The organism is Bradyrhizobium sp. BRP20, from assembly GCF_020194215.1.
GTDB classification, from domain to species: Bacteria; Pseudomonadota; Alphaproteobacteria; order Rhizobiales; family Xanthobacteraceae; genus Bradyrhizobium; species Bradyrhizobium yuanmingense.
In genome coordinates, this window is the sequence record NZ_JADYVY010000001.1 from 894753 (window position 1) to 918758 (window position 24006).

At 65.3% G+C, this 24006-nt stretch carries 22 protein-coding genes; 10 read left to right on the forward strand and 12 right to left on the reverse strand.

All coding sequences use genetic code 11. From position 1 onward, the window contains the following. Window positions 1-172 precede the first annotated feature (172 nt). Window positions 173-2056 carry an AsmA family protein gene (locus I6F33_RS04270; RefSeq protein ID WP_225141310.1) on the reverse strand — a complete coding sequence of 628 codons (1884 nt, stop codon included), beginning with the start codon at window positions 2054-2056 and terminating at the stop codon, window positions 173-175. A 288-nt stretch (window positions 2057-2344) separates the two neighbouring features. Here I6F33_RS04270 and I6F33_RS04275 point away from each other — a divergent pair, with 288 nt between their 5' ends. From I6F33_RS04275 to I6F33_RS04285, 3 genes are read left to right on the forward strand one after another with little or no spacing between them, the layout of a single operon-like run. Then, complete coding sequence (locus I6F33_RS04275; protein WP_035998773.1) at window positions 2345-3052, forward strand: CoA transferase subunit A; 708 nt, start codon at window positions 2345-2347, stop codon at window positions 3050-3052. An 18-nt stretch (window positions 3053-3070) separates the two neighbouring features. Further along, window positions 3071-3721 carry a CoA transferase subunit B gene (locus I6F33_RS04280; protein WP_035998776.1) on the forward strand — a complete coding sequence of 217 codons (651 nt, stop codon included), beginning with the start codon at window positions 3071-3073 and terminating at the stop codon, window positions 3719-3721. A gap of 21 nt (window positions 3722-3742) precedes the next feature. Next, window positions 3743-4378 (forward strand): GNAT family N-acetyltransferase, encoded by a 636-nt coding sequence (locus I6F33_RS04285; protein WP_225141202.1) that lies wholly within the window; start codon window positions 3743-3745, stop codon window positions 4376-4378. An 81-nt stretch (window positions 4379-4459) separates the two neighbouring features. Here I6F33_RS04285 and I6F33_RS04290 read toward each other — a convergent pair whose 3' ends face one another. The 5 genes from I6F33_RS04290 to I6F33_RS04310 form a co-directional block, all read right to left on the reverse strand. Further along, window positions 4460-6094: an iron ABC transporter permease gene (locus tag I6F33_RS04290; RefSeq protein ID WP_225141204.1), complete on the reverse strand. Its 1635-nt coding sequence runs from the start codon at window positions 6092-6094 to the stop codon at window positions 4460-4462. Window positions 6095-6161: 67 nt separating this feature from the next. After that, window positions 6162-7187 (reverse strand): Fe(3+) ABC transporter substrate-binding protein, encoded by a 1026-nt coding sequence (locus tag I6F33_RS04295; RefSeq protein WP_035998784.1) that lies wholly within the window; start codon window positions 7185-7187, stop codon window positions 6162-6164. Between the two features lie 164 nt (window positions 7188-7351). Beyond that, a complete protein-coding gene (locus I6F33_RS04300) occupies window positions 7352-8230 on the reverse strand; it encodes an SUMF1/EgtB/PvdO family nonheme iron enzyme (RefSeq protein ID WP_225139243.1) in 879 nt (292 codons plus the stop codon). A gap of 58 nt (window positions 8231-8288) precedes the next feature. Next, window positions 8289-9386 (reverse strand): copper-containing nitrite reductase, encoded by a 1098-nt coding sequence (nirK, locus tag I6F33_RS04305; RefSeq protein WP_225141206.1) that lies wholly within the window; start codon window positions 9384-9386, stop codon window positions 8289-8291. A 302-nt stretch (window positions 9387-9688) separates the two neighbouring features. Further along, window positions 9689-9889: a hypothetical protein gene (locus I6F33_RS04310; RefSeq protein ID WP_225141208.1), complete on the reverse strand. Its 201-nt coding sequence runs from the start codon at window positions 9887-9889 to the stop codon at window positions 9689-9691. A gap of 165 nt (window positions 9890-10054) precedes the next feature. On the opposite strand from I6F33_RS04310, the gene hemN reads away from it, so the two are divergent. Both hemN and I6F33_RS04320 read left to right on the forward strand, forming a co-directional pair. Further along, window positions 10055-11407: an oxygen-independent coproporphyrinogen III oxidase gene (hemN, locus tag I6F33_RS04315; RefSeq protein WP_225141210.1), complete on the forward strand. Its 1353-nt coding sequence runs from the start codon at window positions 10055-10057 to the stop codon at window positions 11405-11407. A gap of 179 nt (window positions 11408-11586) precedes the next feature. Then, window positions 11587-11784 carry a DUF1858 domain-containing protein gene (locus I6F33_RS04320; protein WP_225141212.1) on the forward strand — a complete coding sequence of 66 codons (198 nt, stop codon included), beginning with the start codon at window positions 11587-11589 and terminating at the stop codon, window positions 11782-11784. A 105-nt stretch (window positions 11785-11889) separates the two neighbouring features. Here I6F33_RS04320 and I6F33_RS04325 read toward each other — a convergent pair whose 3' ends face one another. Continuing rightward, entirely contained in the window at window positions 11890-12600 is a 711-nt protein-coding gene (locus I6F33_RS04325; protein ID WP_036021991.1) for a Crp/Fnr family transcriptional regulator, read from the reverse strand. A gap of 129 nt (window positions 12601-12729) precedes the next feature. Between I6F33_RS04325 and I6F33_RS04330 the strand changes: the two genes are divergently transcribed. Next, window positions 12730-13941, forward strand: a complete 1212-nt coding sequence (locus I6F33_RS04330; RefSeq protein WP_225137479.1) for an NnrS family protein — start codon at window positions 12730-12732, stop codon at window positions 13939-13941. A 2-nt stretch (window positions 13942-13943) separates the two neighbouring features. Here I6F33_RS04330 and I6F33_RS04335 read toward each other — a convergent pair whose 3' ends face one another. Beyond that, the gene (locus I6F33_RS04335) at window positions 13944-14972 is read right to left on the reverse strand and encodes an AraC family transcriptional regulator (RefSeq protein ID WP_225141214.1); all 1029 of its coding nucleotides are present in this window, start codon (window positions 14970-14972) and stop codon (window positions 13944-13946) included. 199 nt (window positions 14973-15171) lie between these two features. On the opposite strand from I6F33_RS04335, the gene I6F33_RS04340 reads away from it, so the two are divergent. Continuing rightward, window positions 15172-15792 (forward strand): response regulator transcription factor, encoded by a 621-nt coding sequence (locus tag I6F33_RS04340; RefSeq protein ID WP_225141216.1) that lies wholly within the window; start codon window positions 15172-15174, stop codon window positions 15790-15792. Between the two features lie 167 nt (window positions 15793-15959). Beyond that, entirely contained in the window at window positions 15960-17639 is a 1680-nt protein-coding gene (locus I6F33_RS04345) for a mucoidy inhibitor MuiA family protein (RefSeq protein WP_225141218.1), read from the forward strand. Window positions 17640-17811: 172 nt separating this feature from the next. Here I6F33_RS04345 and I6F33_RS04350 read toward each other — a convergent pair whose 3' ends face one another. Genes I6F33_RS04350 through I6F33_RS04365 form a run of 4 tightly spaced genes read right to left on the reverse strand, consistent with a single transcriptional unit; the run spans window position 17812 to window position 20865 of the window. Next, entirely contained in the window at window positions 17812-18624 is an 813-nt protein-coding gene (locus I6F33_RS04350) for a heme ABC transporter ATP-binding protein (RefSeq protein ID WP_109142537.1), read from the reverse strand. Continuing rightward, window positions 18621-19706, reverse strand: coding sequence for an iron ABC transporter permease (locus I6F33_RS04355; protein WP_225139238.1), 1086 nt, complete (start codon window positions 19704-19706; stop codon window positions 18621-18623). The genes I6F33_RS04350 and I6F33_RS04355 overlap by 4 nt, the downstream gene beginning before the upstream one ends. Next, window positions 19703-20653 carry a hemin ABC transporter substrate-binding protein gene (locus I6F33_RS04360; protein WP_225139237.1) on the reverse strand — a complete coding sequence of 317 codons (951 nt, stop codon included), beginning with the start codon at window positions 20651-20653 and terminating at the stop codon, window positions 19703-19705. Before I6F33_RS04360 ends, I6F33_RS04355 begins: the two co-directional genes overlap by 4 nt. A 5-nt stretch (window positions 20654-20658) precedes the next feature. Next, window positions 20659-20865, reverse strand: coding sequence for a hemin uptake protein HemP (locus I6F33_RS04365; protein ID WP_036022033.1), 207 nt, complete (start codon window positions 20863-20865; stop codon window positions 20659-20661). A gap of 262 nt (window positions 20866-21127) precedes the next feature. Here I6F33_RS04365 and I6F33_RS04370 point away from each other — a divergent pair, with 262 nt between their 5' ends. Further along, window positions 21128-23521, forward strand: a complete 2394-nt coding sequence (locus I6F33_RS04370) for a TonB-dependent hemoglobin/transferrin/lactoferrin family receptor (RefSeq protein ID WP_225141220.1) — start codon at window positions 21128-21130, stop codon at window positions 23519-23521. Between the two features lie 126 nt (window positions 23522-23647). Further along, on the forward strand, window positions 23648-23983 hold the full coding sequence (locus tag I6F33_RS04375) for an antibiotic biosynthesis monooxygenase (protein WP_035998838.1): 336 nt from the start codon (window positions 23648-23650) through the stop codon (window positions 23981-23983). The last annotated feature ends 23 nt before the right edge of the window (window positions 23984-24006 follow it).

Below are 24006 nucleotides of genomic sequence, written 5' to 3' on the forward strand. Positions count from 1 at the left end.
CGGCCGGTGTTTTAACCGGTCGTATAAAACACTAGCGCATGGTGGTAGCGCAATCAACGCATCTTGTCGGACCAAGGTCGTAGCGCGTCGGAGATGCATCATGCGCGCATCGATCCAATCGCCGCATCAATTCACCGGGATCAATTCGCGCGCGCCCCACGGCGCACAATCGTCAGTTCGACTTCGCGCCCTCTTTCGCATTTTGGGCGGTCGGCGATCCCTCCGGGCGCTTTCCACCCGTGATGCGTTGCTTGAGGAGATCGAGGAAGGGAGACGCCGCCGGCGACTGCCGGATCAGGCTTTCGGGATCGGGGAAGATCAGGGGATCGTCCCAGGGGCCCTGCACCATGAAGGGCAATTGAAAGCCGGACGCCGTGTTGAGGCTCGCCACGCCCTTCATGTCGTATTCGCGGGTCGGCACCGAAGCGGTGCCGGTCAGCGTGATCTTGGCCGCCGGGCCTTCGATGCGGATGTCTTCGGCGGTTGCGATGCCGTCGGAGAATTTCACGGCGATCGTGAGCTTGTCGTATGGCGTCGAGCCGCTGCGGAAATTGCCGCCGCCCGACAGCGGCCGCCGCTCCAGCCGCTTCAGCAGCTGCTCGGCATTGAAGCCCGCGATCGCGCCGTTATGCCCGGTCACGGTGGCGCTGCCGTCGAGCGACTGCACGAGGCCGAACGGGCTCGAGCCCGAGGCGAACAGCGAGACGTTGATGTTGCCGCGGCCGGACAGCTTGTTGAGGCCGAACAGCTCGGTGGCGCAGGCCTGCAGATCGACGTCGGTGAACTGGAATTGCGCCTTGATGTCGGCGACCGTATCGGACCGCGCGATGCCGAACGAGCCTTTCGCGATACCGCCATAGACCTGCGCCTCGCCGACCGAGAGCGCCAGCGTGCCATTGCGCAAATTGGCGCCGATCGCGGTGCGGCCGAGCCGCGTGGGCCCGACCGTCAGCTTGGCCGCCGACAGGCGCATGTCGAGATCGGTGGTCGACAATCCCTGGAGGTCGAACAGCTGCCTGTTCCAGTCGCGCGCGCCGCTCGCGAGCAGGCGGAACGTCGAGATATAAGGTGTGAAGTCGAGCGCGTCGGCGGCGAGCGTGGCCTGCAGCGTCTGCCGGCCGTTATTGGCGTAGGTCATGACGCCTTCGGCGGCATTGCCGTCGAGCTCGACGTTGACATTGGTGAGCGCGATCGAGGCGCCGACGACGTTGGCGCGCGCCTTCAGCACGAAGCGGCCGAAGCCGCCGCTGCCGGGCTGCGGCTGTCCGGTCCAGCGCAGCGCGTTGCGCAAGGACGGGCTGTCCACTGTGAGCGTGCCCTCCATCATCGGGCTGGTGCGATTGGCGACGCTGCCGTCGAAGGCGAGCTTGAGCGGCGCGCTGGCGATGCGCGCCTTCAGGCCGGAGCGGTCGCCGGAGAGGGCGGCCACGAAATCGGAAAAGCTGATCGAACCGTCGACGCGCTCGCCGCGCCAGTCGAACTGTCCGGTCGCGGCAAAGGAGCGCGAGATCGAAGGCCAGGCCAGCGACAGGTCGATGTCCTCGAGCTTCTCGGTGGCACGCGTGGCAACGTCCTCGTAATCGAGCACGCCGTCCTGGATGCGGATTTCGGAGAACGAGACCTGGTTCTCGGCCCCCGGCTTCATGGTGCGTGCGATGGTCTGGATGAAGGGCGTCCAGTTGCTCTCGCCGTCCGGCTTCAGGCTGACGTGGATGCGCGGCCGCAGCAGCGTCAGGTCGGCGATCTCGAAACGCTGCAGCAGGAGCGGCAGCAACCGCAAATTCGCGGTGAGCACGTCGACCTGGAGCGCGGGAGCGCTGGTGCCGCCGCCCTTGAGGCCGACGTCGCGGAAGGAGATGTAGCTCGCCGGAAGCACCGAGATCTCGATGCTGCCTGCGACATTGAGCTCGAGCCCGGTGACGTCGCGGATCTGCGCTTCGACCGCCTTGCGCAGCGCGTCGCGGTTGATGAGCCAGGAGGTCGCGATCAGGGCGATCAGCGCGACGCCAAGCAGCGCCGCGATCGGCGTCCCGAGGCGCTTCATTCCTTGGGCCATGGTCAATGGCATGTCCTGATCGGGTTGGTCGTTGGAGCCAGAAGGGCGGGCCGCGAAACGTGTGTGCCGAACGCCCAGATCCTATGGTGTTAAGTACCGCAACTTGATGGGTTTTCTTGACGCTTTCAAGGCCGCTGCGCGGTTATGCCCACGGCATGGGCAGCTTCTATCACCCGGGGGCGGAGCGGAGAACCCCGTATCATTGACGGCTTCGGACGATTTCGCCTAATAATCGCCGCCAATGAGGCGCGACGCCCGCCAGCCCAAGGTTCAGTCGAGGTTTTTTGCATGAACAAGGTCTATCCCGACGCCAAGTCGGCGCTGTCAGGCATTCTAAAAGACAACATGATGATCATGTCGGGCGGCTTCGGCCTCTGCGGCATTGCCGAGGAGCTGTCGGACGCGATCCGGGATTCCGGCGTCAAGGGCCTGACCGTGGTCTCCAACAATGCCGGCGTCGACGGCATCGGCCTCAGCCGCCTGCTCGAAACCCGCCAGATCAAGAAGATGATCTCGTCCTATGTCGGCGAGAACAAGCTGTTCGCCCAGCAATACCTCGCCGGCGAGCTGGAACTCGAGTTCAATCCGCAGGGCACGTTGGCCGAGCGCATCCGCGCCGGCGGCGCCGGCATCCCGGCCTTCTACACCAAGACCGGCGTCGGCACGCTGATCGCCGAAGGCAAGGAAGTGAAGGAATTCGACGGCGAGAAGTACCTGATGGAGCGCGGCCTGTTCGCCGACCTCGCCATCGTGCACGCCTGGAAGGGCGACACCGCCGGAAACCTGATCTACCGCAAGACCGCGCGCAACTTTAACCCGATGATGGCGACCGCCGCGAAGATCACGGTGGCCGAGGTCGAGCATCTGGTTCCCGCCGGTGAACTCAATCCCGACCACATCCACACGCCCGGCATCTTCGTGAAGCGCATCGTCGAGGTCGGCACGGCCAAGAAGCGCATCGAATTCCGCAACACCCGCCCGCGTACCGCCGCTTAAGCGCAACAGGAGACTCACATGGCCTGGACCCGTGAACAGATGGCCGCGCGCGCCGCGAAGGAATTGCGCGACGGCTATTACGTCAATCTCGGCATCGGCATCCCGACGCTGGTCTCGAACTACATCCCCGATGGCATGGACGTCTCCTTGCAGAGCGAGAACGGCATGCTCGGCATGGGGCCGTTCCCCTATGAGGGCGAGGAAGACGCCGATCTCATCAACGCCGGCAAGCAGACCGTGAGCGAGCTGCCGTCGACCTCGTATTTCTCGAGCGCGGATTCCTTCGGCATGATCCGCGGCGGCCACATGGATCTCTCGATCCTCGGCGCCATGCAGGTGGCCCAGAACGGCGATCTCGCCAACTGGATGATCCCCGGCAAGATGGTCAAGGGCATGGGCGGCGCGATGGATCTCGTCGCAGGCGTCAAGCGCGTCGTCGTGGTGATGGAGCATTCGGCCAAGGACGGCCCGAAGCTCCTGAAGAGGTGCAATCTGCCGCTGACCGGCGAGCGCGTCGTCGACATGGTCGTCACTGATCTTGCCGTCTTCACCATCGACAAGCACGGCGATGGCGGCATGGCGCTGATCGAGCTCGCCGACGGCGTCACGCTCGACGAGATCAAGTCCAAGACCGAAGCCGAATTCCGCGTCGCGCTGAAGAACACGTAGGGTCGTCGTAAAGGGGCGCGCATGACGATACGGTCCGCGCGTCCCGAAGATGCCGAATTCATCGCACAAACCATCCTGAATTCGATGCGCGGCCACCGGCCGCGCGGCTGGTTCGACGTGGCGCTCGGCTGGCCGGAAGCGGAGTGCCTCGCTTTCGTCGCGCGCGTCGCCGTCGCACGGGCGGTGTCGATGTGGCATTTTTCGCGGTTCCTGGTCGCCGAGATTGATGGCAAGCCCGCTGCTGCACTTTGCGCCGTGCCGGCAGCCGGCACCGGACCGGCGGCATGGCGCGCGGTCGAAGAGGTCGGTCTCTCAATTGGGCTGACGGCGTCAGAGCTCGACGCCATCCGTCAGCGCGGTGCCTATTCGCGAGCTTGCTGGGTCCAGGGCGGCGAGGGCGACTGGATGATCGAGCATGTCGCGACCGACCCTGCCTATCGTGGTCGTGGCTTGATGCAGGCGTTGATCGCGCATGCGCTGGACAAAGGGCGGGCAGCTGGGTTTGCCCGGGCGACGATATCGTTCCTGATCGGCAACGAGCCGGCCGAGCGCGCCTACGTGAAGGCGGGTTTTGTCTTCGCGGAAGAGAAGCGCGACCCGAATTTCGAGGCAATCATCGGCGCGCCCGGTTTTCGCATGTTCGCGCGGAAGATTTGAGCAGGTTGCAGGCACCGGCGACAACCAAGCGTTTGCTATCAATTGGTCGAAGCGCCATGAATGTGCGGACGATGTGCCCCTTCAAGCGGGGCCGCTCGGCACCTCGGAGAACCGGGTCAGCCAGGCAACTGGGCCGATGCTCGCGGCGATGATCAGGAGGGCCGCGAGCGCGCCGTCCTCGAAATTGCCGCGGCTTGCGTACTGGTAGATCGACGTGGACAGCGTTTCGACGTTGAGGGGCCGCAGGAGCAGCGTTGCCGGCAGCTCCTTCAGGCAGTCGACGAACATGATGATGACGGCGCCAAGCATCGCGGGCCGGAGCAACGGCAGATAGATCTGCCTCAACATGACCCCCTGGCCGGCGCCGACCGCGCGCGCGCTCTCGTCATAGTCGCTCGGAATGCTGTCGAACCCGGCCTTGATCATGCCGACCGGCACAGCCAGAAAACGAATCGTGTAGGCGATCACGACGGCCATCCCGGAGCCGACCAGGACTAGCCCCGGAAGCGAACGTCCGGTCCAGGTCGCGACCGCGCTCAGCGCATTGTCGACCGTCAGCACCGGGGTGAGCAGGCCGAGAGCGATGACGAGACCCGGCAGCGCGTATCCGGCCTGCGCGATGCTCAGCGCGACATATCGCAGAGGATCCGGCCGCAAGCGATGCGCGATCGTCGTGGCGAGCGCAAGCATCAAGGCCATGAGCGTTGCGAGCCCTGCAAAGGCAAACGAATGGAAGGTGTGGCGCCACAGCAGCGGGTCGAAATTTGCAAGCAGGCCGCGGCCGAGAGCCTGATGCGCCAGATAGAGCAGCGGGACCACGAAACCGATCAGCACCGGCAGCACGCAGACCGCGAACGCGATCGACGCTCTTGCGCCCGACAGCGGGGTTCGCCGCCTCACATGCGGGCTTTCGGCCGAGAATTCGATGCTGGCGTTGCGACGGCCGTAACGCTCCATCGCGATCAGGCCGGCGACGATCGCAAGCATCAGGCATGCGAGCTGCGCTGCACCGGCAAGGCTGCCGCGGTTGAGCCAAGTGGTGAAGATCGAGACCGTCAGCGTGCGGATGCCGAGATATTCGCTGGCTCCGATGTCGTTGAGCGTTTCCAGCGCGACCAGCGCCACGCCGACCGCCAGCGCCGGCCGCGCCATCGGCAGTGAAACGCGCCACAAGATGGTCCATCGGCCGGCGCCCAGCGTCGTGGCCGCTTCCGCGAATTCGGCTGACTGAACCTGGAACGTCGCACGCGCCGAGAGATAGACGTAAGGGTAGAGCACGAGCCCGATCACGAAGATGGCGCCCGGCAGCGAGCGGAGGTTGGGCAGAAGGCCGAGGGCATCGCCCAGCGGCAGCCAGGTCGCCAGGGTGCGATGCACCAGGCCCAGCGGTTCGAACAGATCGGCATAGACATACGCCGCAAGATAGGTCGGAATCGCCAGCGGCAGCGGCATCAGCCACAGCAGCATGCCCCGGCCGGCAAAATCGTGGCGCGACATCACCCATGCAGTGCCGGCGCCGATCAAAAGTGTGACCGCGCCGACCCCGACGAGCAGAAGGGCAGTGTCGAGAAGGGCGGCCGGCAGCACGTAGTTGATCAGGTCGTGCCACACTTCGGATGCCGGCTGCAAAGCCAGCGAAACGATCGAGATCACGGGCGCCGCGACCAGGACCGCGGTTGCGATCGCGATGGCGGTTGCGGCGCGACCGGCCCGCACACGGCCCCTCGATCGAGGCCGTGTGCTCGTAGCTTCCAGCAGTTCGATAGACGTGGGCCGCCAGAGATCAGTTGTCAAAGCCGACCTTGTCCACCAGCGAGGCCGCAGCCTTGCGGTTGGCGGCGATCTTTGCGATCGGCAACGGATCCGGGACGAGCTTGCCGTAGCCGGCGATGGTCGCATTGACGGCGACACCGCTCCGAACCGGATATTCGTAGTTCTGGTCGGCATACATCTGCTGCGCCTGCTCGCTGACGAGCCACTCGATCAGCTTGGTACCGTTGGCCTTGTTGGGCGCGTTCTTGGCGAGCAGCACGCCGGAGAGGTTGACGTGGGTGCCGCCGCCCTCGAAGGTCGGCAGGATGACGCGGGTCGCCTCCGCCCACGGCTTCTTCTCGGGATCGTTGTTCATCATCAGCGCCCAGTAATAGGTGTTGCCGATGCCGATATCGCATTTGCCGGCGGCGACGTCACGCGCGGCTTCGCGATCGCCGCCCGACGGCTTCTGCGCGAGATTCGCCTTCAGGCCCCGCAGCCATTCCTCGGCCTTGGCCTCGCCGTACTTGGCCGCGTAGGCCGCGAACAGCGCGTTGTTATAGATGTGCTGGCCCGAGCGAATGCAGATCTTGCCCTTCCACTTGGGATCGGCGAGCTCCTCATAGGTGATCTTGTCCTGCTTGACGCGATCCTTCGAGGCATAGATCACGCGCGCGCGCATGGAGATGCCGGCCCAGTGTCCGTCCGGATCGCGATATTGCGCCGGCACGACCTTGTCGACCGCCTCCGACTTGATCGGCTGGGTGACGCCGGCCTGCACGGCCTCGTCGATGCGGCCGATGTCCACCGTCAGCAGCACGTCGGCCGGACTGTTGGCCCCTTCCGCCTTCATGCGCTGCTCCAGACCGGAGCTTGCGGAGACGACGTTGACCTTGATGCCCGTGTCCTTGGTGAACGCATCGAACAGCGGCTGGATCAGCTTGGTCTCGCGGTAGGTATAGACGTTGACCTCGCCGTTGGCGGCTGCCTCCGACACGAAAGACGTGGTCAGGCTCAACACCGCCGCAGACGCGGCGAGGACGCGAAGATAGATCATAAGGGCTGCTCCCAGGCGCGAGATTGAACGCCGATTGAGTAGCGCAGGCGGGGGGCCAACGTTAGCGACGCGATGTCGCGAGAGCATAAGCTTAGAGCAATTCCAAAGTATCTTTTAGACTCATTCTAATACTGAAGCGACGGTCATGGGAAATAATTGACGCCCTATGATCCTGCCGGCCTCATCTTGCTCAGGCGCTGCGAGACGCTGGCCAGCCACGACGTCTCCTCGCGCACCAGGCGGAAGCCGAGATTGGCGGGCGGCACGCCCTGGGCGCAGCCGCCGGCACGGGCGTCGCGGATGAAGTCGGTGACATAGGCGCGGTGCGCACCCTCGGCGACGCGCACGCCGCAATTCACGGTCGCGCGGCCGGGATTGCCGGAATCATCGACACGCGAGCGCACGAAGCACGTCGCGGTCCACTCCCAGATATTGCCGGCGAGGTCTTCGACGCCATGCTCGTTCGGGCCGAACTTGCCGAAGCGATGAGCCGTGGTGTCGGAGAGGTCGCGTTCGGATTCGCGCTCATAGCGGCTGATCCAGCGCTTCGAAGGGTCGCTTGCATCGACCGGTGCGCCGTCGTCCTTGAATCGGGAGCCGGCGGCAAAGGCCCATTCCTCGTCGCTCGGCAGGCGGTATTGATGGCCGGTCTTGCGCGATAACCAGCCTGCGTAGGCCTCGGCATCGTGCCAGCTCACCTGCACTGCTGGGCGATCGGGGGCGATTGCCACGTCGCGATCGAGTGCGCGGCAGGCGCCATCCTGCACGCAATGCTGATAGTCGGATGAAGCGACCTGATTCCGCATGATGCGCAGCGGCCGGTTGATCCGGATGGTGCGCATCGGCGCTTCCGCCTGCTGTCCGCCGCGGGTGAAATCGCCGGCCTCGCGATAGGCGAAGCTGCCCGGGGCGACCTCGACCAAGGCCGGCTCGCCGACGGCATGGCGCATCGTCAGCTCCGAGACCAGAGGCGCAACGGCCAGCGGCCCCGCAAGCCCGGCCGCGCAGGCAAGTGCCAGCTTGAGCTTGAATGCGATCAGCACAATCATTCCTCCGCAGAAGGAAAAAAGGGGCCGGCGATGACCGGCCCCTTCGTCGCGTCTAGTTGGTGCTGGCAGGAGGTATTTCGGCAGGCGCCTTCACTTGCATCATCAGATCGTCGTTCCACTTGCCTTCGACCTTGAAGTGCGCGGTGGCGCCGAGACTGGCCGCCTCGATCAGGTTATGCGTGACATAGGCGTAGATGCCGGGCTGCTGGAACTTGTACAGCGCAGCTCCCGCCGAGCCGCCGCGGATGAACCAGGTCTCGAGCCCGACCTCGGGCGCGTTGCCGAACTTGCCGGTCTCCCAGACATAGTCGCCGTGGCCACCGATCAGATGCGGACGGCTGTCGCGATTGGCCTGCGAGTGCACGATCAGCACGTTCTCGCCGACCTTCGCGGTGAGCGCGTTCTTGCCGGTGAGCGCGCCAACCTTGCCGTTGAACACGACATGGGTCGGGGTCAGCTTCTTCATCACCTCTTCGGTCTCGGTGAAGGCTTCGCCCGGCGATTCGTAGGACTTGAAGTTGCCCTTCTCGTCGCGCGGCACGTACATGTCCTGCTCGCCGATATAGTAGACCTTGTCGTAGTTCAGCGCGCGGCCCTTGCCGTCGTTCAGCCCCTCACGCGGCAGCACCATCACGGCACCGTTCATGCCCGAGACGACGTGCCAGGGGGTCATCGGGCCGCCCGGTGCGCAGTGATACACGAACACGCCGGTCTTGGTTGCCTTCCAGCGCAGCACGACCTGCTCGCCGGGATTGATGAGCGTGAGCTCGCCGCCGCCGAGTGCGCCGGTCGCGGAATGGAAGTCGATGTTGTGCGGCATGGTGTTCGTCGCGGGATTGACTAGCGTCAGCTCGACATAGTCACCCTCGTGCACGACCATGAGCGGGCCCGGCATCGAGCCGTTGAACGTCATCGCCTGGAAGGTGGTGCCCTTGTCGTCGATGACGACTTTCTTCTCCTCGATCGTCATCCTGAACTCGACGATCTTGGGGCCCTGTGTCGTGGCCTGCTCGTGCGCGTGCACGAAGGGCGGAGCGACCAGCTCTACCTTCTGACGCGGCAGCTTGAGATCGCCGGCGGCGAAAGCCGGGATCGCCAACATCAGGGCGGTCGCGGCGGCGCTGATCAATGCGGCTCTGCGGGTGAACATCGGAAGCATCCTTCATCTGAAATGGTTTTGATGACGGAGTGCAGTGTGCGCCGATTGCGGCAAGCGTGTTTGTGCTGCGACAAGCTTCCGCCGGATTCGCGTTCGGCAACATGACCTAGATTTCTCGAAGGAGCGGGATCGGCGATGGCAACTCACCGCGTCCGCAGGCGCGATGCCGATCGAGGCCGAGCGTCAACTCAGCGGCAACTCGTTTGCATGTTCAAGCTGGATGACGATCTCGGTTGCCCCGCTCATGCGCGTGGACGAGATCGCAAGACAGGCCTTGGCGAAGGCGCGTCCGTTCAGAGCAGGTTCACGGCGAGCCAGACCAATCCCCAGATCGCCAGTGACAGCGCGACGAAGACGGCGATCGCGGCCGCCGGGGCGCGCACCGCGCCGGCGGGGGCCGGCGCGGCCGGGGCCGGCCGGAAGTCGTCGAAACGCGGGATATGACCGCGGACGTCGAGCAGGGAGAGAATGAGTTCGAGTGCGAAAAGCCTCATGGCGAACGCTCCGGATGGCCGCGATTTTTTCTCACCATGGCCGGGAAACGGTATCCGCGCTTTGCGCGAGCGCAAAGCCGCGTCCGCCGATCCGGGTTATTTGAATTCATTCCGTGATTTGCCGCGATGTCTCGCGCGCGGCGGGCATTTACGAATGGGTAACTTATGAGAGCTGATCTTGCGGCGATCTACGGCGAGGAACGCCTGCCACGCTATACCAGCTATCCGACCGCACCGCATTTCACGCCGGCGATCGGTCCGGACGCCTATGCCCGCTGGCTGGCGGAGCTGCCCGTGGCCGCCAGCGCCTCGCTCTATCTGCACGTGCCATTCTGCCGCGAGATGTGCTGGTACTGCGGCTGCCATACCCAGATCGTCCGCCGCGACGAACTGATCACCGGCTACCAGCGGACGCTACGCAGAGAGATCGCGCTGACGGCCGAAACCATCGGCCACCGCATCAAGGTCGAGCACATTCATTTCGGCGGCGGTACGCCGACGATCATGGCGCCGGACGCCTTTGCCGAGCTGATGGCGACGATGCGTCAGGAATTCTTCGTGCTGCCCTCGGCGGAAATCGCGGTCGAGATCGATCCCCGTACATTGAGCGCGGACATGGTCGAGGCGATGCGGCTCTCCGGCGTCAACCGCGCGAGCCTCGGCGTGCAGAGCTTCGACCCGGTGGTGCAGCGGGCGATCAACCGTGTGCAGAGCTTCGCGCAGACGGCCTCCGTGGTCGAGATGCTCCGCGGCGCCGGGATCGAGGGTGTCAACTTCGACCTGATCTACGGACTGCCGCACCAGACAGTGGCTTCGTGCCTGGAGACGGTGCGACGCAGCCTCGCGCTTTCACCCAGCCGCTTCTCGGTGTTCGGCTATGCTCACGTGCCAGCCTTCAAGAAGCACCAGCGCATGATCAATGAAGGCGTGTTGCCCGACGGCCTTGCGCGCCACGACCAGGCCTGCGCCATCGCCAATGCCTTGAAAGAGGCCGGCTACGTGCAGATCGGGCTCGATCATTTCGCGCGGCCCGACGATGCCATGGCCGTGGCGTTCGAGCAGGGCACCCTGCGGCGCAACTTCCAGGGCTACACCACCGACCGGAGCGAAGTCCTGCTCGGCTTCGGCGCCAGCGCGATCGGGCACCTGCCGCAGGGCTATGTCCAGAACGAGGTGCAGATCGGCGCCTATGCGCAGAGCATTGCTGCCGGCCGCCTCGCCACCGCGAAGGGTTACGGCCTCACGGATGACGACCGGCTGCGCGCCGACATTATCGAACGCATCATGTGCGAGTTCGGTGCCGATCTCGGTGACATCTGCGCGCGCCATGGCGCGGAGGCCGGCGCCATGCTGAAATCTGCCTCGCGTCTGAAGCCGCTGATTTCCGACGGCGTCGTGAGGGTGGAGGGCGATCGACTCGCTGTCGCCAAGGACTCGCGCTTCCTGGTCCGCAGCGTCGCCGCTGCGTTCGATGCGCATCTGGATCCAGGCAAGCAGTTGCACAGTCGGGCGGTGTAGCCCCCCGTCATTCCGGGGCGCGCCTCTTGGCGCGAACCCGGAATCCATTTCACTGCACTGGTTGCTGCTCGATGGATTCCGGGTTCGCGCTACGCGCGCCCCGCAATGACGAGCCAGCTTGCGCTCCAACAAAGAAACTCGGTCCCGCGTCGCTATCGTCGATCGGAATGGAGTTGTCCATGTCCTTCCGATCCGACGATCTGGTCGATGACATCATGCATTTGGCGCCGCACACGATCCGCGTGTTTCTCGCCTTCAGGATGGCTTGCGTCGGCTGTCCGATCGCGACCTTCCACACGGTCGATGACGTCTGCCGCGAGCATGGCATTGACCGCGACAAGTTCCTCGCCGCGCTGATCGAGTGCGTGCCGGCGTGAAACGATCAGGAATCGCGCAGGCGTGCGTGGGTTCCCGGATGATGAGCGCGCTTTCGCCGTAAGCGGAAGCGCGCCTCATCCCTTACTTGAGCAGAGAGGTGTCTCTCACGCCGTGCCGCTGTCGACGCTCCGCTCCGCCAGAACCACAATCTTGTGCGGCTCGCGCAGAATGATGCGCTGGCGGCCGCTCTCGACCAGGCCCTGGCTCTCCCAGCCGCTCAGGATGCGGCTGACGGTGTGCAGCGTGGTGCCCGTCATCTGCGCGATGTCCTGGCGGCTGATCGGGAAGTCGATCTCGATGCCGTGGTCGAGCTTCTTGCCGGATTGCTTGGCGAGGCGAAGCAGCGCGTGCGCGACGCGTTGCTCGACCTGCTGGGTCGACATTTCCAGGATGCGGGTGTGACTTTCCTGCAGCCGCGTGCCGACGGTCTGGAGCGTGTTGGCGGCAAGCGCCGGAAACCGCTCGACCAGCCGCGGCCAGGCCGAAGTCGGCCAGATCAGCACGACGCTGTCGTCGACCGCCATGGCCGTCGCCGGATACCGCGCGGCTCCGATCGCCATCGCGAGCCCGAACGTCTCGCCGGGCGTGACATAGCGCACCACGATTTGCTCGCCGGCAGGTGTGGTCTTGGCCGCGCGGACATGGCCGTGCAGCAGCAGGAAGAAGGACTGCGCGTCCGCCCCCTGCTCGAAGATCGCACTGTTCTTGGGATAGCGCGCCGAGCGGGCCTCACGCAGGATCTCGTCGAGAGCTTCCGGCGTCATCCCCGCAAACAGCGGCAAATGCGCAACCAGCGATGTGTCGACCTTGGCCATTCTGCCTCCCCTGGCATCAGGGAGTGTGATGGCACCTGCAATCGTCAGGTAGTTTGCGTTAGCGCAAAACGAGGCCGCCCGGTGGCAGTATTTTTCCAAGCAACAGTCTGATTTGATTGGAGTTGACCCATGGCTGGCGCCCGATCCCGCAACTTTACGGGCTGGCCGCTGTTTGCGAACAGCTTTCGCCCCTTTTTCCTGCTCGCCGCAATCCAGGCGGCGTTGTCGATCCTGGTCTGGCTGCCGATGTTCTACGGCGAATTGTCGGTGAGTTCCGCATTCGCGCCGCGCGATTGGCACATCCACGAGATGCTCTATGGCTTCCTGCCGGCCGTCATCACCGGCTTCCTCTTCACCGCCATCCCGAACTGGACGGGGCGCCTGCCGATCCAGGGCGCGCCGCTCGCGGGCTTGGTGACGGTCTGGCTTGCCGGACGCGTCGCGGTGACGCTGTCGGCGAATACCGGTTGGACGTTTGCACTGGTCGTCGATGCCGCGTTCCTGGCATTGGTCGTTGCCGCCGCAACGCGCGAGATCATCGCGGGCGGCAACTGGCGCAATCTGCCGGTGGTGGGGCTGGTGCTGGTTCTGCTCGCCGGCAACGTCGCCTTCCATGTCGAGACGCATTACGCAGGCGCGGCCGACGTCAGCATCCGCGTCGGCATCGGCGTGGTCGTCCTGCTGATCGGCTTGATCGGCGGCCGCATCATTCCGAGCTTCACCCGCAACTGGCTGGTCAAGTTCAATCCCGGCCGCCTGCCGGTGCCGTTCGGACGATTCGATGGCGCGGTGATCGGCTTGAGCGCGCTGGCGCTGATCGCATGGATCGCGGCACCGCTGAACATGATCACCGGCGTCGCGATGGCGGCAGTCGGCGTGCTGCATCTGGTTCGGCTTGCACGCTGGGCCGGCGACCGCACTACGCGGGAGCGGCTGCTGCTGATCCTGCATGTCGGTTATGTCTTCGTGCCGCTCGGCTTCATCCTGAACGCTGTGGCCGCCTTCGGCGAGCTGCCGCCGAGCGCCGGCATCCATGCCTGGATGGCGGGTGCTGCGGGAACGATGACGCTCGCGGTGATGACCCGCGCCAGCCTCGGCCATACCGGACAGGCGCTGACGGCTTCGCCGGCGGTCCAGGCAATCTATGCTGCAATCGTCATCGCGGCTCTGGCCCGAATCGGTGCCGTCGTGTTGCCCGCGTATGGCGACGTGCTGCTGTACGTCGCTGCCTGCGGCTGGATCCTCGCCTTCCTCGGATTTGCCGTCGCGTTCGGTCCGCTGCTCGCCGGCAGCGGGCGGCGGGCGCTCGCCACGATGGGCGTGCCCGCCCCCGCGCGCTGAAGTCAGGCTGCACCTGCCGAGGGCGGTGCGGAGCGAGGCCGCACGCCCTTGCGCCAATCGGTGATGGTGCAGCCGAAGCGGCCGCGAAACCAGCGCGCCATGGCGCTCTGCGCGGAGAAGCCGAGCTGCACCGCGATGTCGGCCAGCGGCCGGGTGTGATCCTCGATCAGCTGGAGCACGAGATCGGCGCGCTGCGCGTCCAGGATGGCCGAGAAGCTGGTGCCCGATGCGGCGAGGCGGCGGTGGATGGTGCGGCGGGTGCAGGCCAGATGCTCGGCGACGCGCTCGACCGTGCAATCGCCGCTGGCGAGCAGGGTCCGCACCACCTCATCGACCTTCGCCTCCCAGCTTGCCGGCCTGCTCTCGATCGCCTCGATCCGCTTGCGCAAGTAACTCGCGATCAAGGGATGCGCGCTTGGGATCCGGCGCTGCATGTCGTGCGCCGACAACAGGATCGCATCGTCGTCCGCATTGAAGATCACCCGGCAGCCGAAGAAGTCGCGGTAACGCTTGCGGTCGAGCGGCGGCGGGTAGTGCAGATGCACTTCCAGCGGCCGCCAATCGCCTCCGAACAGCGACTGGATGATGCGCTGAACGCTGCCGAGCGCCATGTCGATCGACTGCCGCGGCGCGCGCGGCTGCCGGCCGCGCAAATGCAGCGTGATGGTCACGGTCCGCTCGTCACGCGTGACGTCGAGCCGCATGCCGTCGTGATGGATATGGATGAAGCGCGAAAACGCCTCGATCGCTTCGCCGACGGTCGCCTGTTCGCGCACGATCAGGCCGACCGCGCCGAAATTGGTGAGGCCGCCGCGCTCGGCGAGACGCAGGCCGAAATCCTCTGCACCGGACGCCTTTGCCGATAGTTCGAGCAGGCGGCGCAGGCCGGTGACGGCGATGGGGATGTCGGGCTGGTCGAGGCAGGCCAGCGGGAGCCTGACCTTGCGCATCATCTGGCTGGGGTCCAGCCCGACCGACCGCGCGACGTCGGGGTAACAGCTCAAGCCTGCGCTGCGAATGAGGTCGGTCATGCAAACCGTTCCTGCCAGCCATACCCGCAAATGTCCCGAAATGTAAAGTTTCTGTCTCAATAGGTCAAATCGGGGAACCCGGCGGCGCATACATAAGGAAAACCGATGCACTGGCGTGAATGCCGTGCGCACTGACGGCGGGCGCGACGGGGCCCGGCCGTCTCGGGCCATTTGACCAAGACATTGCTGGATCGGGACTATGCCGGGGAACATGCATTCCAAGGGCGAGGTATTCGTCATCGACACTGACGCCGCCTCCCGCGAACAACTTTCCGCCGCGCTCGAACAGAGCGCCTATGACGTGATCTGCTTTGCCGATGGTGCCTCTCTGCTCTCGGAAGCCAAGACGCGGATGCCGGCCTGTGTGCTGCTGGAGATGCCGCCGGATCGCTCCGCTCTCGAGGTGCTCAGGCAGCTGCGCGAGGAGAATTGCATGGCGCCGGTGCTGGTGACGTCGGCGAATGGCAGCATCGCCATGGCGGTTGACGCCATCAAGAGCGGCGCGACCGACTTCATCGAAAAGCCGTTCCGCACCCACGACATCGTCAACCGGATCGATGCCGCCATCGATCAATTCGCGCAACCCGGGGCGATCGGGCAACGCTGGCTGCCGGGCTGTGAGCCTCTGACCGCGCGCGAAGCCGACGTGCTCGAGCATCTTGCCGCCGGCCTCACCAACAAGGGGATCGCCCGGCGGATGCATCTGAGCGCGCGGACGGTCGAAGGTTACCGCGCCAGCGTCCTGAAGAAGGCCGGCGCCAAGAACGTGACCGATCTGCTCCGGCGCATTTTCGGTCAGGGCTCGCCGACCCAGGCCTGAAGCCGCCCGGACCACCGAGCGTTCCACAGACATGGTGCCGCCGCGGCGGCGCCCCACGGAAGTCTCAATCGAACCGGTTCCTTCCCTGCCGCGTCCAACCACGATGGCGAGGCATCTCATCGCGCGCGTCCGGCTGGCGGCGCGGCGATACCGGCAGGAGGGACTTTATGCGCATCACCGCAAGATATTTGGCAACCACGGGCCTGGTCCTGGTGACCACGGCGCTCGCATCGCCGTTATGGGCGGCCAATGTGGACGCCAATTCGACGATCGACACGGTCACCGTCTATCCCGACGGTGCCACCGTCACCCGCGTCATTTCGCTAGATCTCGCCTCCGGCGATTCGACATTGGTGGCCAAGGATTTTCCGCTCTCGCTCGATCCATCTTCCCTCCGCGTCGAAGGCGAGGCGGGCGCCAAGCTCACCATCGGCACGATCGACGCACGCCCGCCGAAGGCCGCGCCGCCGATCAACCTGCCCGAGCTCGACAAGCGCATCGAAGCGCTGAAGGATCAACGGGCCGACCTGCAGGGTGCGATCGACTCGGCCAATGCCCGGCGCAAGTTCGCGCAGCATTTTGCCGAGGCGTCGCCGGCCGGCCTCGGCGAGAAGGGCGAGGCGCGCCCGATTGCTGAATGGCGCGCGGCCTTTGCCGCGGTCGCCGAGGAGATCGCGACCGCCGACAGCGCAATTCGCGATGCCACGCGAAAACAGCGCGAGCTCGACCGCCAGATCGCGCAACTGGAAGCCGAGCGCTCGGCCAAGCCGCCGAGCAAGCTGGAAGTGCGGATCGACGTCGCCTCGGCCGCCGCGACCAAGGCGACGCTGCGCGTGACCTATGCCGTGCGCAACGCGCGCTGGGTGCCGCTCTACGATGCGCGGCTCGATACCGGCGCCAAGGATCGCAAGCCGCAGCTCGAACTGGTTCGTCGCGCCGAGGTGACGCAGGCCACCGGCGAGGACTGGTCGAACGTGACGCTCGGCGTCTCCACCGTGCGCATCAGCCGCGGCGGCAGTGCTCCGGAGCTGCATTCGCTGATCGCGCAATATCCACAAGTGCCGAAGCCCATGGCCCTTGGCACGGCCTCGGATCTAGCGCGGCCTGCGCCAACTGTTCGCCAGCGCTCGTACGAGCCCATGTCCAAGGCTGCCGAAGCGATCGAGTTGCGCGAGCGCGCCGACGAGCAACAGGCCGTCGCCGAGATCGGCGATTTCCAGGCCACCTTCAGGATTCCCGGCCGCGTCAGCCTCGGCGCCGCCGACGGTGCCAAGAGCCTACGTATCGCTTCGGTGAATGTGCCCGCCGATCTCGCGGTGCGCGCCGCGCCGGTGCTGGATCCGACCGCATTCCTGGAAGCCAGCTTCAAGCAGACCGACGACACGACCCTGCTGCCGGGCAAGGTCGCGATCTATCGCGACGGCACCTTCGTCGGCCGCGGCAAGATCACGGCGTCCACCAAGGACGACATCGTGCGGCTCGGGTTCGGCGCCGACGACAAGGTCAAGATCGAACGCGCCGTGCTCAAGCGCAACGAAGGCTCGGCAGGCCTCCTGGTCACGACGTCGAAGACCGACGAGCGTTCGTTCAAGACCACGATCCGCAACGGGCATGATTTTCCGATTCGCGTCGCGATCGAGGATCAGCTGCCGGTCAGCGAGAACGAGGACATCGTCGTCGAGATGCTGCCCTCGAGCACCCAGCCGACCGCAAACAACATCCGCGACAAGCGCGGCGTGCTGGAATGGTCGTTCGACGCCAAGCCCGGCGAGGCCCGCGACATCAACTTCGCCTGGCGCATCCGCTGGCCCAAGGACAAGAGCATGGTGATCGTCCCGGCGGGCTGATTTCCTGCACAGGTGGCGCAGCTTCACCTCGCCCCGCTTGCGGGGAGAGGTCGGATTGCATCGAAGATGCAATCCGAGTGAGGGGGTACAGGTCTCTCGACCATCTCGCGTGTGGAGAGAGGCCCCTCACCCCAACCCTCTCCCCGTAAGAACGGGGCGAGGGAGCGCACCTTCACCGTGGCGGCAGTTCAGCTTGCCCCGCAGCCCGCATCGACTGCGGCAGCACATAAGGCACGCCGTCAACCTGATGCACGTCCGCGTCGATCTCGAAAATATCCCGGATCCTCTCCCGCGTGACGACCTCGGCGCGCGGACCGTCCGCGGCGAGCCTGCCGCCGGCCAGCACGACCAGCCGGTCGGCAAAGCGGATCGCGAGGTTGAGATCGTGCAGGATCGCGATCACGGCGGTGCCGGCAGCCGCGCGGCGGCGGGCCGCCTCGACGAGGTCGATCTGGTGACGCAGATCGAGGCTCGATGTCGGCTCGTCCAGCAGCAAGAGCCCGGGGCCGTGCTTGGCCTCGCCGCAGGCGAGCTGCACCAGCACGCGGGCGAAATGAGCGCGCTGCTGCTCGCCGCCCGACAGCGTCGGCAATTGCCGCTCGCGGAAATGCGACAGTCCGACCTCGTCCAGCGCGGCGTCGACGAGCGGGCCGGCCTCGCGCAAGCTGCGCTCGCCCGCGCCCATCAGCACGATCTCCTCGACGGTGAAGGGGAAGGTGACGTTGATGTGCTGAGACAGCATCGCACGGCGCGCGGCGAGCTCGCGCGGCGCGAAGCTGCCGATGTCGCGCTGCTTGAGCCGCACCTCGCCGGCGCTCGGGCGGAGATCGCCGGAGAGCAGCCGCAGTAGCGTCGACTTGCCGGCGCCGTTCGGGCCGATGATGGCGATCATCTCGCCGGCCGCAACCGTTAGGCCGACGCCGTCAAGCAATGTCGCGCGGCCGGCGCGCTTGCCTAGGTGTCGTGCATCGAGCACTGCGGTCATAGCGCGGCGAGCCCGCGCTGCCGCAGCAGGATGAAGAGAAAGACGGGTGCGCCGACGGCCGCCGTCAGGATGCCGATCGGCATCTCCGCGGGCGCCACGATGGTCCGCGCCAGCGTGTCGGCCCCGACCATCAGGATCGCGCCTGATAGCACCGAGGCCGGCAGCAGCAGGCGATGCGCCGGGCCGATCACGAGACGGAGCAGATGCGGCACGACGATGCCGACGAAGCCGATCACGCCGCTGATCGACACCGCGACGCCGGTCATGGCCGAGACCATCACGATCGAGATCCGCTTCAGGCGCTCGACGTCGACGCCGCCGTGAAAGGCGTCGGCCTCGCCGAGCACCAGCAGGTCGAGGCCGCGCGCGATGAAGGCGCAGCCTGCGAGTCCGGCAATGAGCACCGGCGCGAGCACGGCGGCCTTGGTCCAGGTCGCGCCGCTCATCGAGCCCAGCATCCAGAACGTGATGTCGCGCAGCTGACGGTCATCGGCGATGAATACCAGCAGGCCGATGCCCGCATTGGCAATCGCGGTGATGGCGACGCCGGCGAGCAGGAAGATCGCGATCGAGGTGCGTCCCGAGCGGCTGGAGATGCCGTAGAGGATTGTGGTGGTCGCCAGCGAACCTGCGAAGGCCGCGAGGGGCAACAGCTCGGTCTGGAGAAAGCGCAGCGCCTCGCCGAAGCGGGAATCGGTGAAGACGATCGCGCTCGCGGCTGCGAGCGCGCCGCCACTGGAGACGCCGACCAGGGCGGGATCGGCGAGCGGGTTGCGAAACAGCCCCTGCATGATCGCGCCGGCCGCGGCAAGCAGGCCGCCGATCATCGCCGCCGCCGCGATCCGGGGAATGCGGATCGACCACAGCACGAGCTGGTCGCGGGCCGTCATGGCCGCGCTTTCGCCGGCCAAGCCCAGCGCGGCTGGCAGCCGGGAGAGCGGGATGCCGGCGGCGCCGACCGTCAGGGCGGCGATCGCGGTGACCAGGAGCACCACGAGCAGAAGGGGAATCGCGAACGATGCTGCTCGCCGTCCCGCGCTGTGTCGCGGGCTCTGTGTTTCGATCCCGGCGGCCACGCTCATTGCCGGCAATTCGCCGTCGACAGCGCCGACGCGAACGCGCCGCCCTCGGCCAAGGCCGGAAAGAGCTTGACTGAGAGATCGCGCGCCGCTGCCGCGGTGCGCGGCCCGAAGCCGAGCAGATAAAGCCCATCCATGCTGATGAAGCTCTTGTTGGCCGCGACCGGCGTCAGCGCAAAGCCGGGGTGCGTGTAGACTGCATCGGCCTGCAGCGAATCCTTGCCGCGCTCGATCGACAGCACGACATCGGGCTTTGCGGCCACGATCGCCTCGTCGCTGATGACCTTGTAACCATCGTAATCCTCGACCGCGTTGGCCGCGCCCGCGAGCTGGATGATCTCATCCGCCGCGGTCTTGTGGCCCGCCACCATCGCCCGCCCGTTCTGGAGCGACATCACGAACATCACCCGCACCGGCTTCGTCACCTTGGCGCGCAGGGCACGGAGCTGTGCAAGATCGGCGCCGACCGCGGCGCTGAGACATTCGGCACGCGCATCGACGCCCATGGCGTGGCCGACCAGCTTGATCTTCTCGATCAGGCCTTCCTCGGAAAAGGTCTCGGGCACCAGCACCAGCGGCACCTTCGCCGTCTCCAGGATGTCCATGGTCTCGCGTGGGCCCGAGCCCTGGATCGCCAGGATCAGCGTCGGGTTGAGACCGAGCACGCCTTCGGCCGAGATCTGGCGCACGTAGCCGACATTCGGCTTGTCTTGCAGTGCCGCCGCCGGATAGAGGCTCGTCGTGTCGACGCCGACCAGCCGGCTTTCCAATCCCAGCGCATAGAGGATCTCGGTGATGGCGCCGCCGATCGACACCGTGCGGGCAAAATCGGTAACAGTGACGTGGCGATTGCGCGCGTCATGCACGGTGATGCCCGCGGCGTGCGCAGCAGACGCGAACGCGAGTCCGCCGGAGAGCAGGAGACGGGTGAGGGTGCGGCAACATGTCATTGCAGTTACTTCGTCAGGATCAGCTTGTTCTGCGAGGTCAGGCGGAGACGATAGCTGTCCTCGCCATGCGCAATGATGATCTCGCGCTCGGCGGCAAACAGCTCGCGGCTATCGATGCGGCTGCCGCGCATGGTGAGAGTTCGGGTTGCCGCAGAAGGGCTTTGTGCCGGTCCTGCCGCGCTGCCGCTGCTGTCTCCTGATGTGGCTGACATTGTCGGTGTGATGCGCTTTCGAAAGCTGGAGTACCGCCCGTTTGTACAGGTGGCGCCAAGCGCATTCCAACCATCGCAGTTTACAATCGATATAAACTGTAACCCGATGTCATTGACCGTCAGAGTGTTGCCACGTAACCATTTCTGACGGCGGGGAACTCGCCCGCCTCTTGGAACAATCAGCCAGCCAGTCGCTCGCGTTGCGAGCGCGCGCCAGCCAGACGACATCAAAAACTAAAGTGAAGTGCAGGCTGGGGCTGATATGGCTGACGGGGCTAGGTATTCGCGCGCCCTGATTTTGGGCGCGTCGGTGGTTTCAATTGCGGCAATGACGGCGGAGGGCAGTCTCGCGCAGACCGCATCGCCGCAGAGTGAAAACGCGTCGTCGGAAAGGCCGAAGCAGGCCAAGCGCAAGCAGGCGCCGCAAGTTGCGCAGCAGGCCGCGCCGGAGGTGATGAACGCCCGCGCCCAGGCCGGCGGCGCAGCGCCGGTGCAAACGCTCGATGCGATTACGGTCGCGGCAACGAAGACCGAGGAGCGTGCCGTGGATGCGCTGGCACCGGTCAGCGTCGTGACCTCGGCGCAGATCGAGGGACGTCAGGCCAGCACGGTTGGTGACCTCATCTATAATGTGCCGGGCGTATGGGTCCAGAATCGCGGCGACGAGCCGTCGACCTCGATCAACATTCGCGGCCTGCAGGATTTCGGCCGCGTTGCTGTCGTCGTCGATGGCGCGCGGCAGAACTATCAGCGCACAGGCCACTTCGCCAACGGCTCCTTCTTCCTCAATCCGGAGCTGATCAGCGGCATCGACATCGTGCGCGGCCCGACCGCGAACATCTACGGCTCCGGCGCGATCGGTGGCGTGGCCTCGTTCCGCACCAAGGACATCGAGGATGTCGTCCGCGTGGGCGAGCGCTGGGGCGTCGATGTCAAGACTATCCTTGGCAGCAATTATGGTCGCGCACTCGGCTCGGCCTTCGGCGGCGTGCACGTCAATCCGAATGTCGACGTGTTCGCAGGCGGCACCTATTCGACGCAGGAGAGCTACAAGGACGGCACCGGCTTCGAGGTCGCCAATACCGGCAATCGGCTCAGCAGCGGCATCGCCAAGCTGACGGTGCGGCCGGCGGACGGCCACGAGGTCAAGCTCGGCGCCATCTTTCAGGAAGACATCTACAGCCTGGGCCAGCCGCCGCGACGCGCCGGCGATCCCAATTCGACCAATGCGAACGGCACGAACAATCTGAACGGCACGTCCATCTACGCCTCCAACGTGAAGAATTACACCACGACGCTCGGCTGGAAATACTCGCAGCCGGATGATCAGTGGTTCGACTGGGATGCGAAGATCTACTGGAATCGCACCGAGAACGACCAGACTAAGACCAGGCACACCACCACGACGCCGTCAGTTTATTGCGGTGGCGTGCCGGGCAATGCCGTTTCGGGGTGCATCGGGAGCAACCGCGGATATCTGCTCGATACGATCGGTATCGACGTGCACAACACGACACGCTTCGAAACGGGAAGCTGGCGCCACGCGGTGACTTACGGTCTGGATGCGTTCCAGGACAAAGTATCTACCCAGGATAGGACGGGTACCGGCGAAGTGACTACGCCGGGCGGCCAGCGCACGGTGTCTGGCGGCTTCGTGCAGTGGAGGGCGAACTACACCTCGATGCTCGAGGTGATCGGTGCGCTCCGTTACGACAATTATCAGCTTTCGTCGGCGTCCTCATCGTCGGGCGGCGATCGCCTCTCGCCGAAGATCACCATTGCTCTCGTTCCGACCGCGGTCGTGACCCCCTATGCCAGCTACGCGGAAGGCTATCGGGCGCCCTCGATCACGGAGACGCTGGTGAGCGGGCCACATGCCGGCGCGACGGTCAACGACTCGTTCTTCCGCTGTCCGTCGGGCACGCCGGGACCGGGCGCGGACTCGACCTTCTGCTTCGTGCCCAATCCAAACCTGCGCCCCGAGGTCGGCAAGAACAAGGAGATCGGTTTCAATATCAAGAAGAACGATCTGTTCACGGCGGGCGACACGCTGCGCGGCAAGATCAACGTGTTCCGCAACGACATCAGCGACTTCATCGATCAGGTCGCTTACGGAAACCCGCTCGTGGTCCCGACCGGGCCGCCACCGGCGCCGTCGATCACGGTGCTCCCGTTCCTGCAGTATCAGAACGTGGCGTCCGCGCTTATTCAAGGCGTCGAGGCCGAGGCGATGTATGACGCGAACCTGTGGTTCTTCGGCCTCTCCGGGACCTATCAGAGCGGAAAGAATCTGCAGACCGGCTTCGGCCTCTACAGCATTCCGCCGCAGAAGATCACGACGACGGCCGGCGTGCGTCTGCTCGACCGCACCCTCATCCTTTCGATGATGTGGACGTCGGCAATCGCCAACTACGACATCCCCAGGACCTACACGCCCGCGACGTCGTACGATCTCGTCAATCTTTACGCGCAGTATCACCCGACGCCCGCTCTCACGCTCAACTTCTCCGTCGAGAACCTCTTCAATCGCTACTATCGTCCGTACGCCATTCCGGTCGGTAGCACGGGCGACACGCAAAACGACGTGAAGTGGGCGAGCGCCGGTGCTGGGCTCGTGATCAAGGGAGGTCTCAAATACCATTTTGGCGGCACCTGAGGAAGACACCGCAGGTTATGCCTTGCTGATCTCGAAGGCCACGCTGATGCGTCAGCGTGGCTTTCGACCCGTTCTGAAATATCCGGTCGGCAATTGCCGATCTACAAGTCACAGGAGAAAAGTCGAATGTTCATCGCCATGAATCGCTTCCAGGTGAAGCCCGGCTCGGAAGCCGCGTTCGAAACCGTCTGGCGGACCCGTGAGTCCTATCTCGGCAGCATGGCGGGGTTCGTCGAATTCCATCTGCTCAAGGGGCCGGTCGCCGAGGACCACACGCTGTATTCCTCGCATACCGTGTGGGTCGACAAAGCGGCTTTCGAGGCCTGGACGCGCTCGGAGGAATTCCGCCGCGCTCATGCGCGCGCCGACAACAAGACCGGCGAGAGCCTCTATCTCGGTCACCCCAAGTTCGAAGGTTTCGAGGTCATCATGACCGAGCGCAAGGCGAGCGCGGCCGCTTGAGGCGCCGGGGTTGAGGAGCCAGA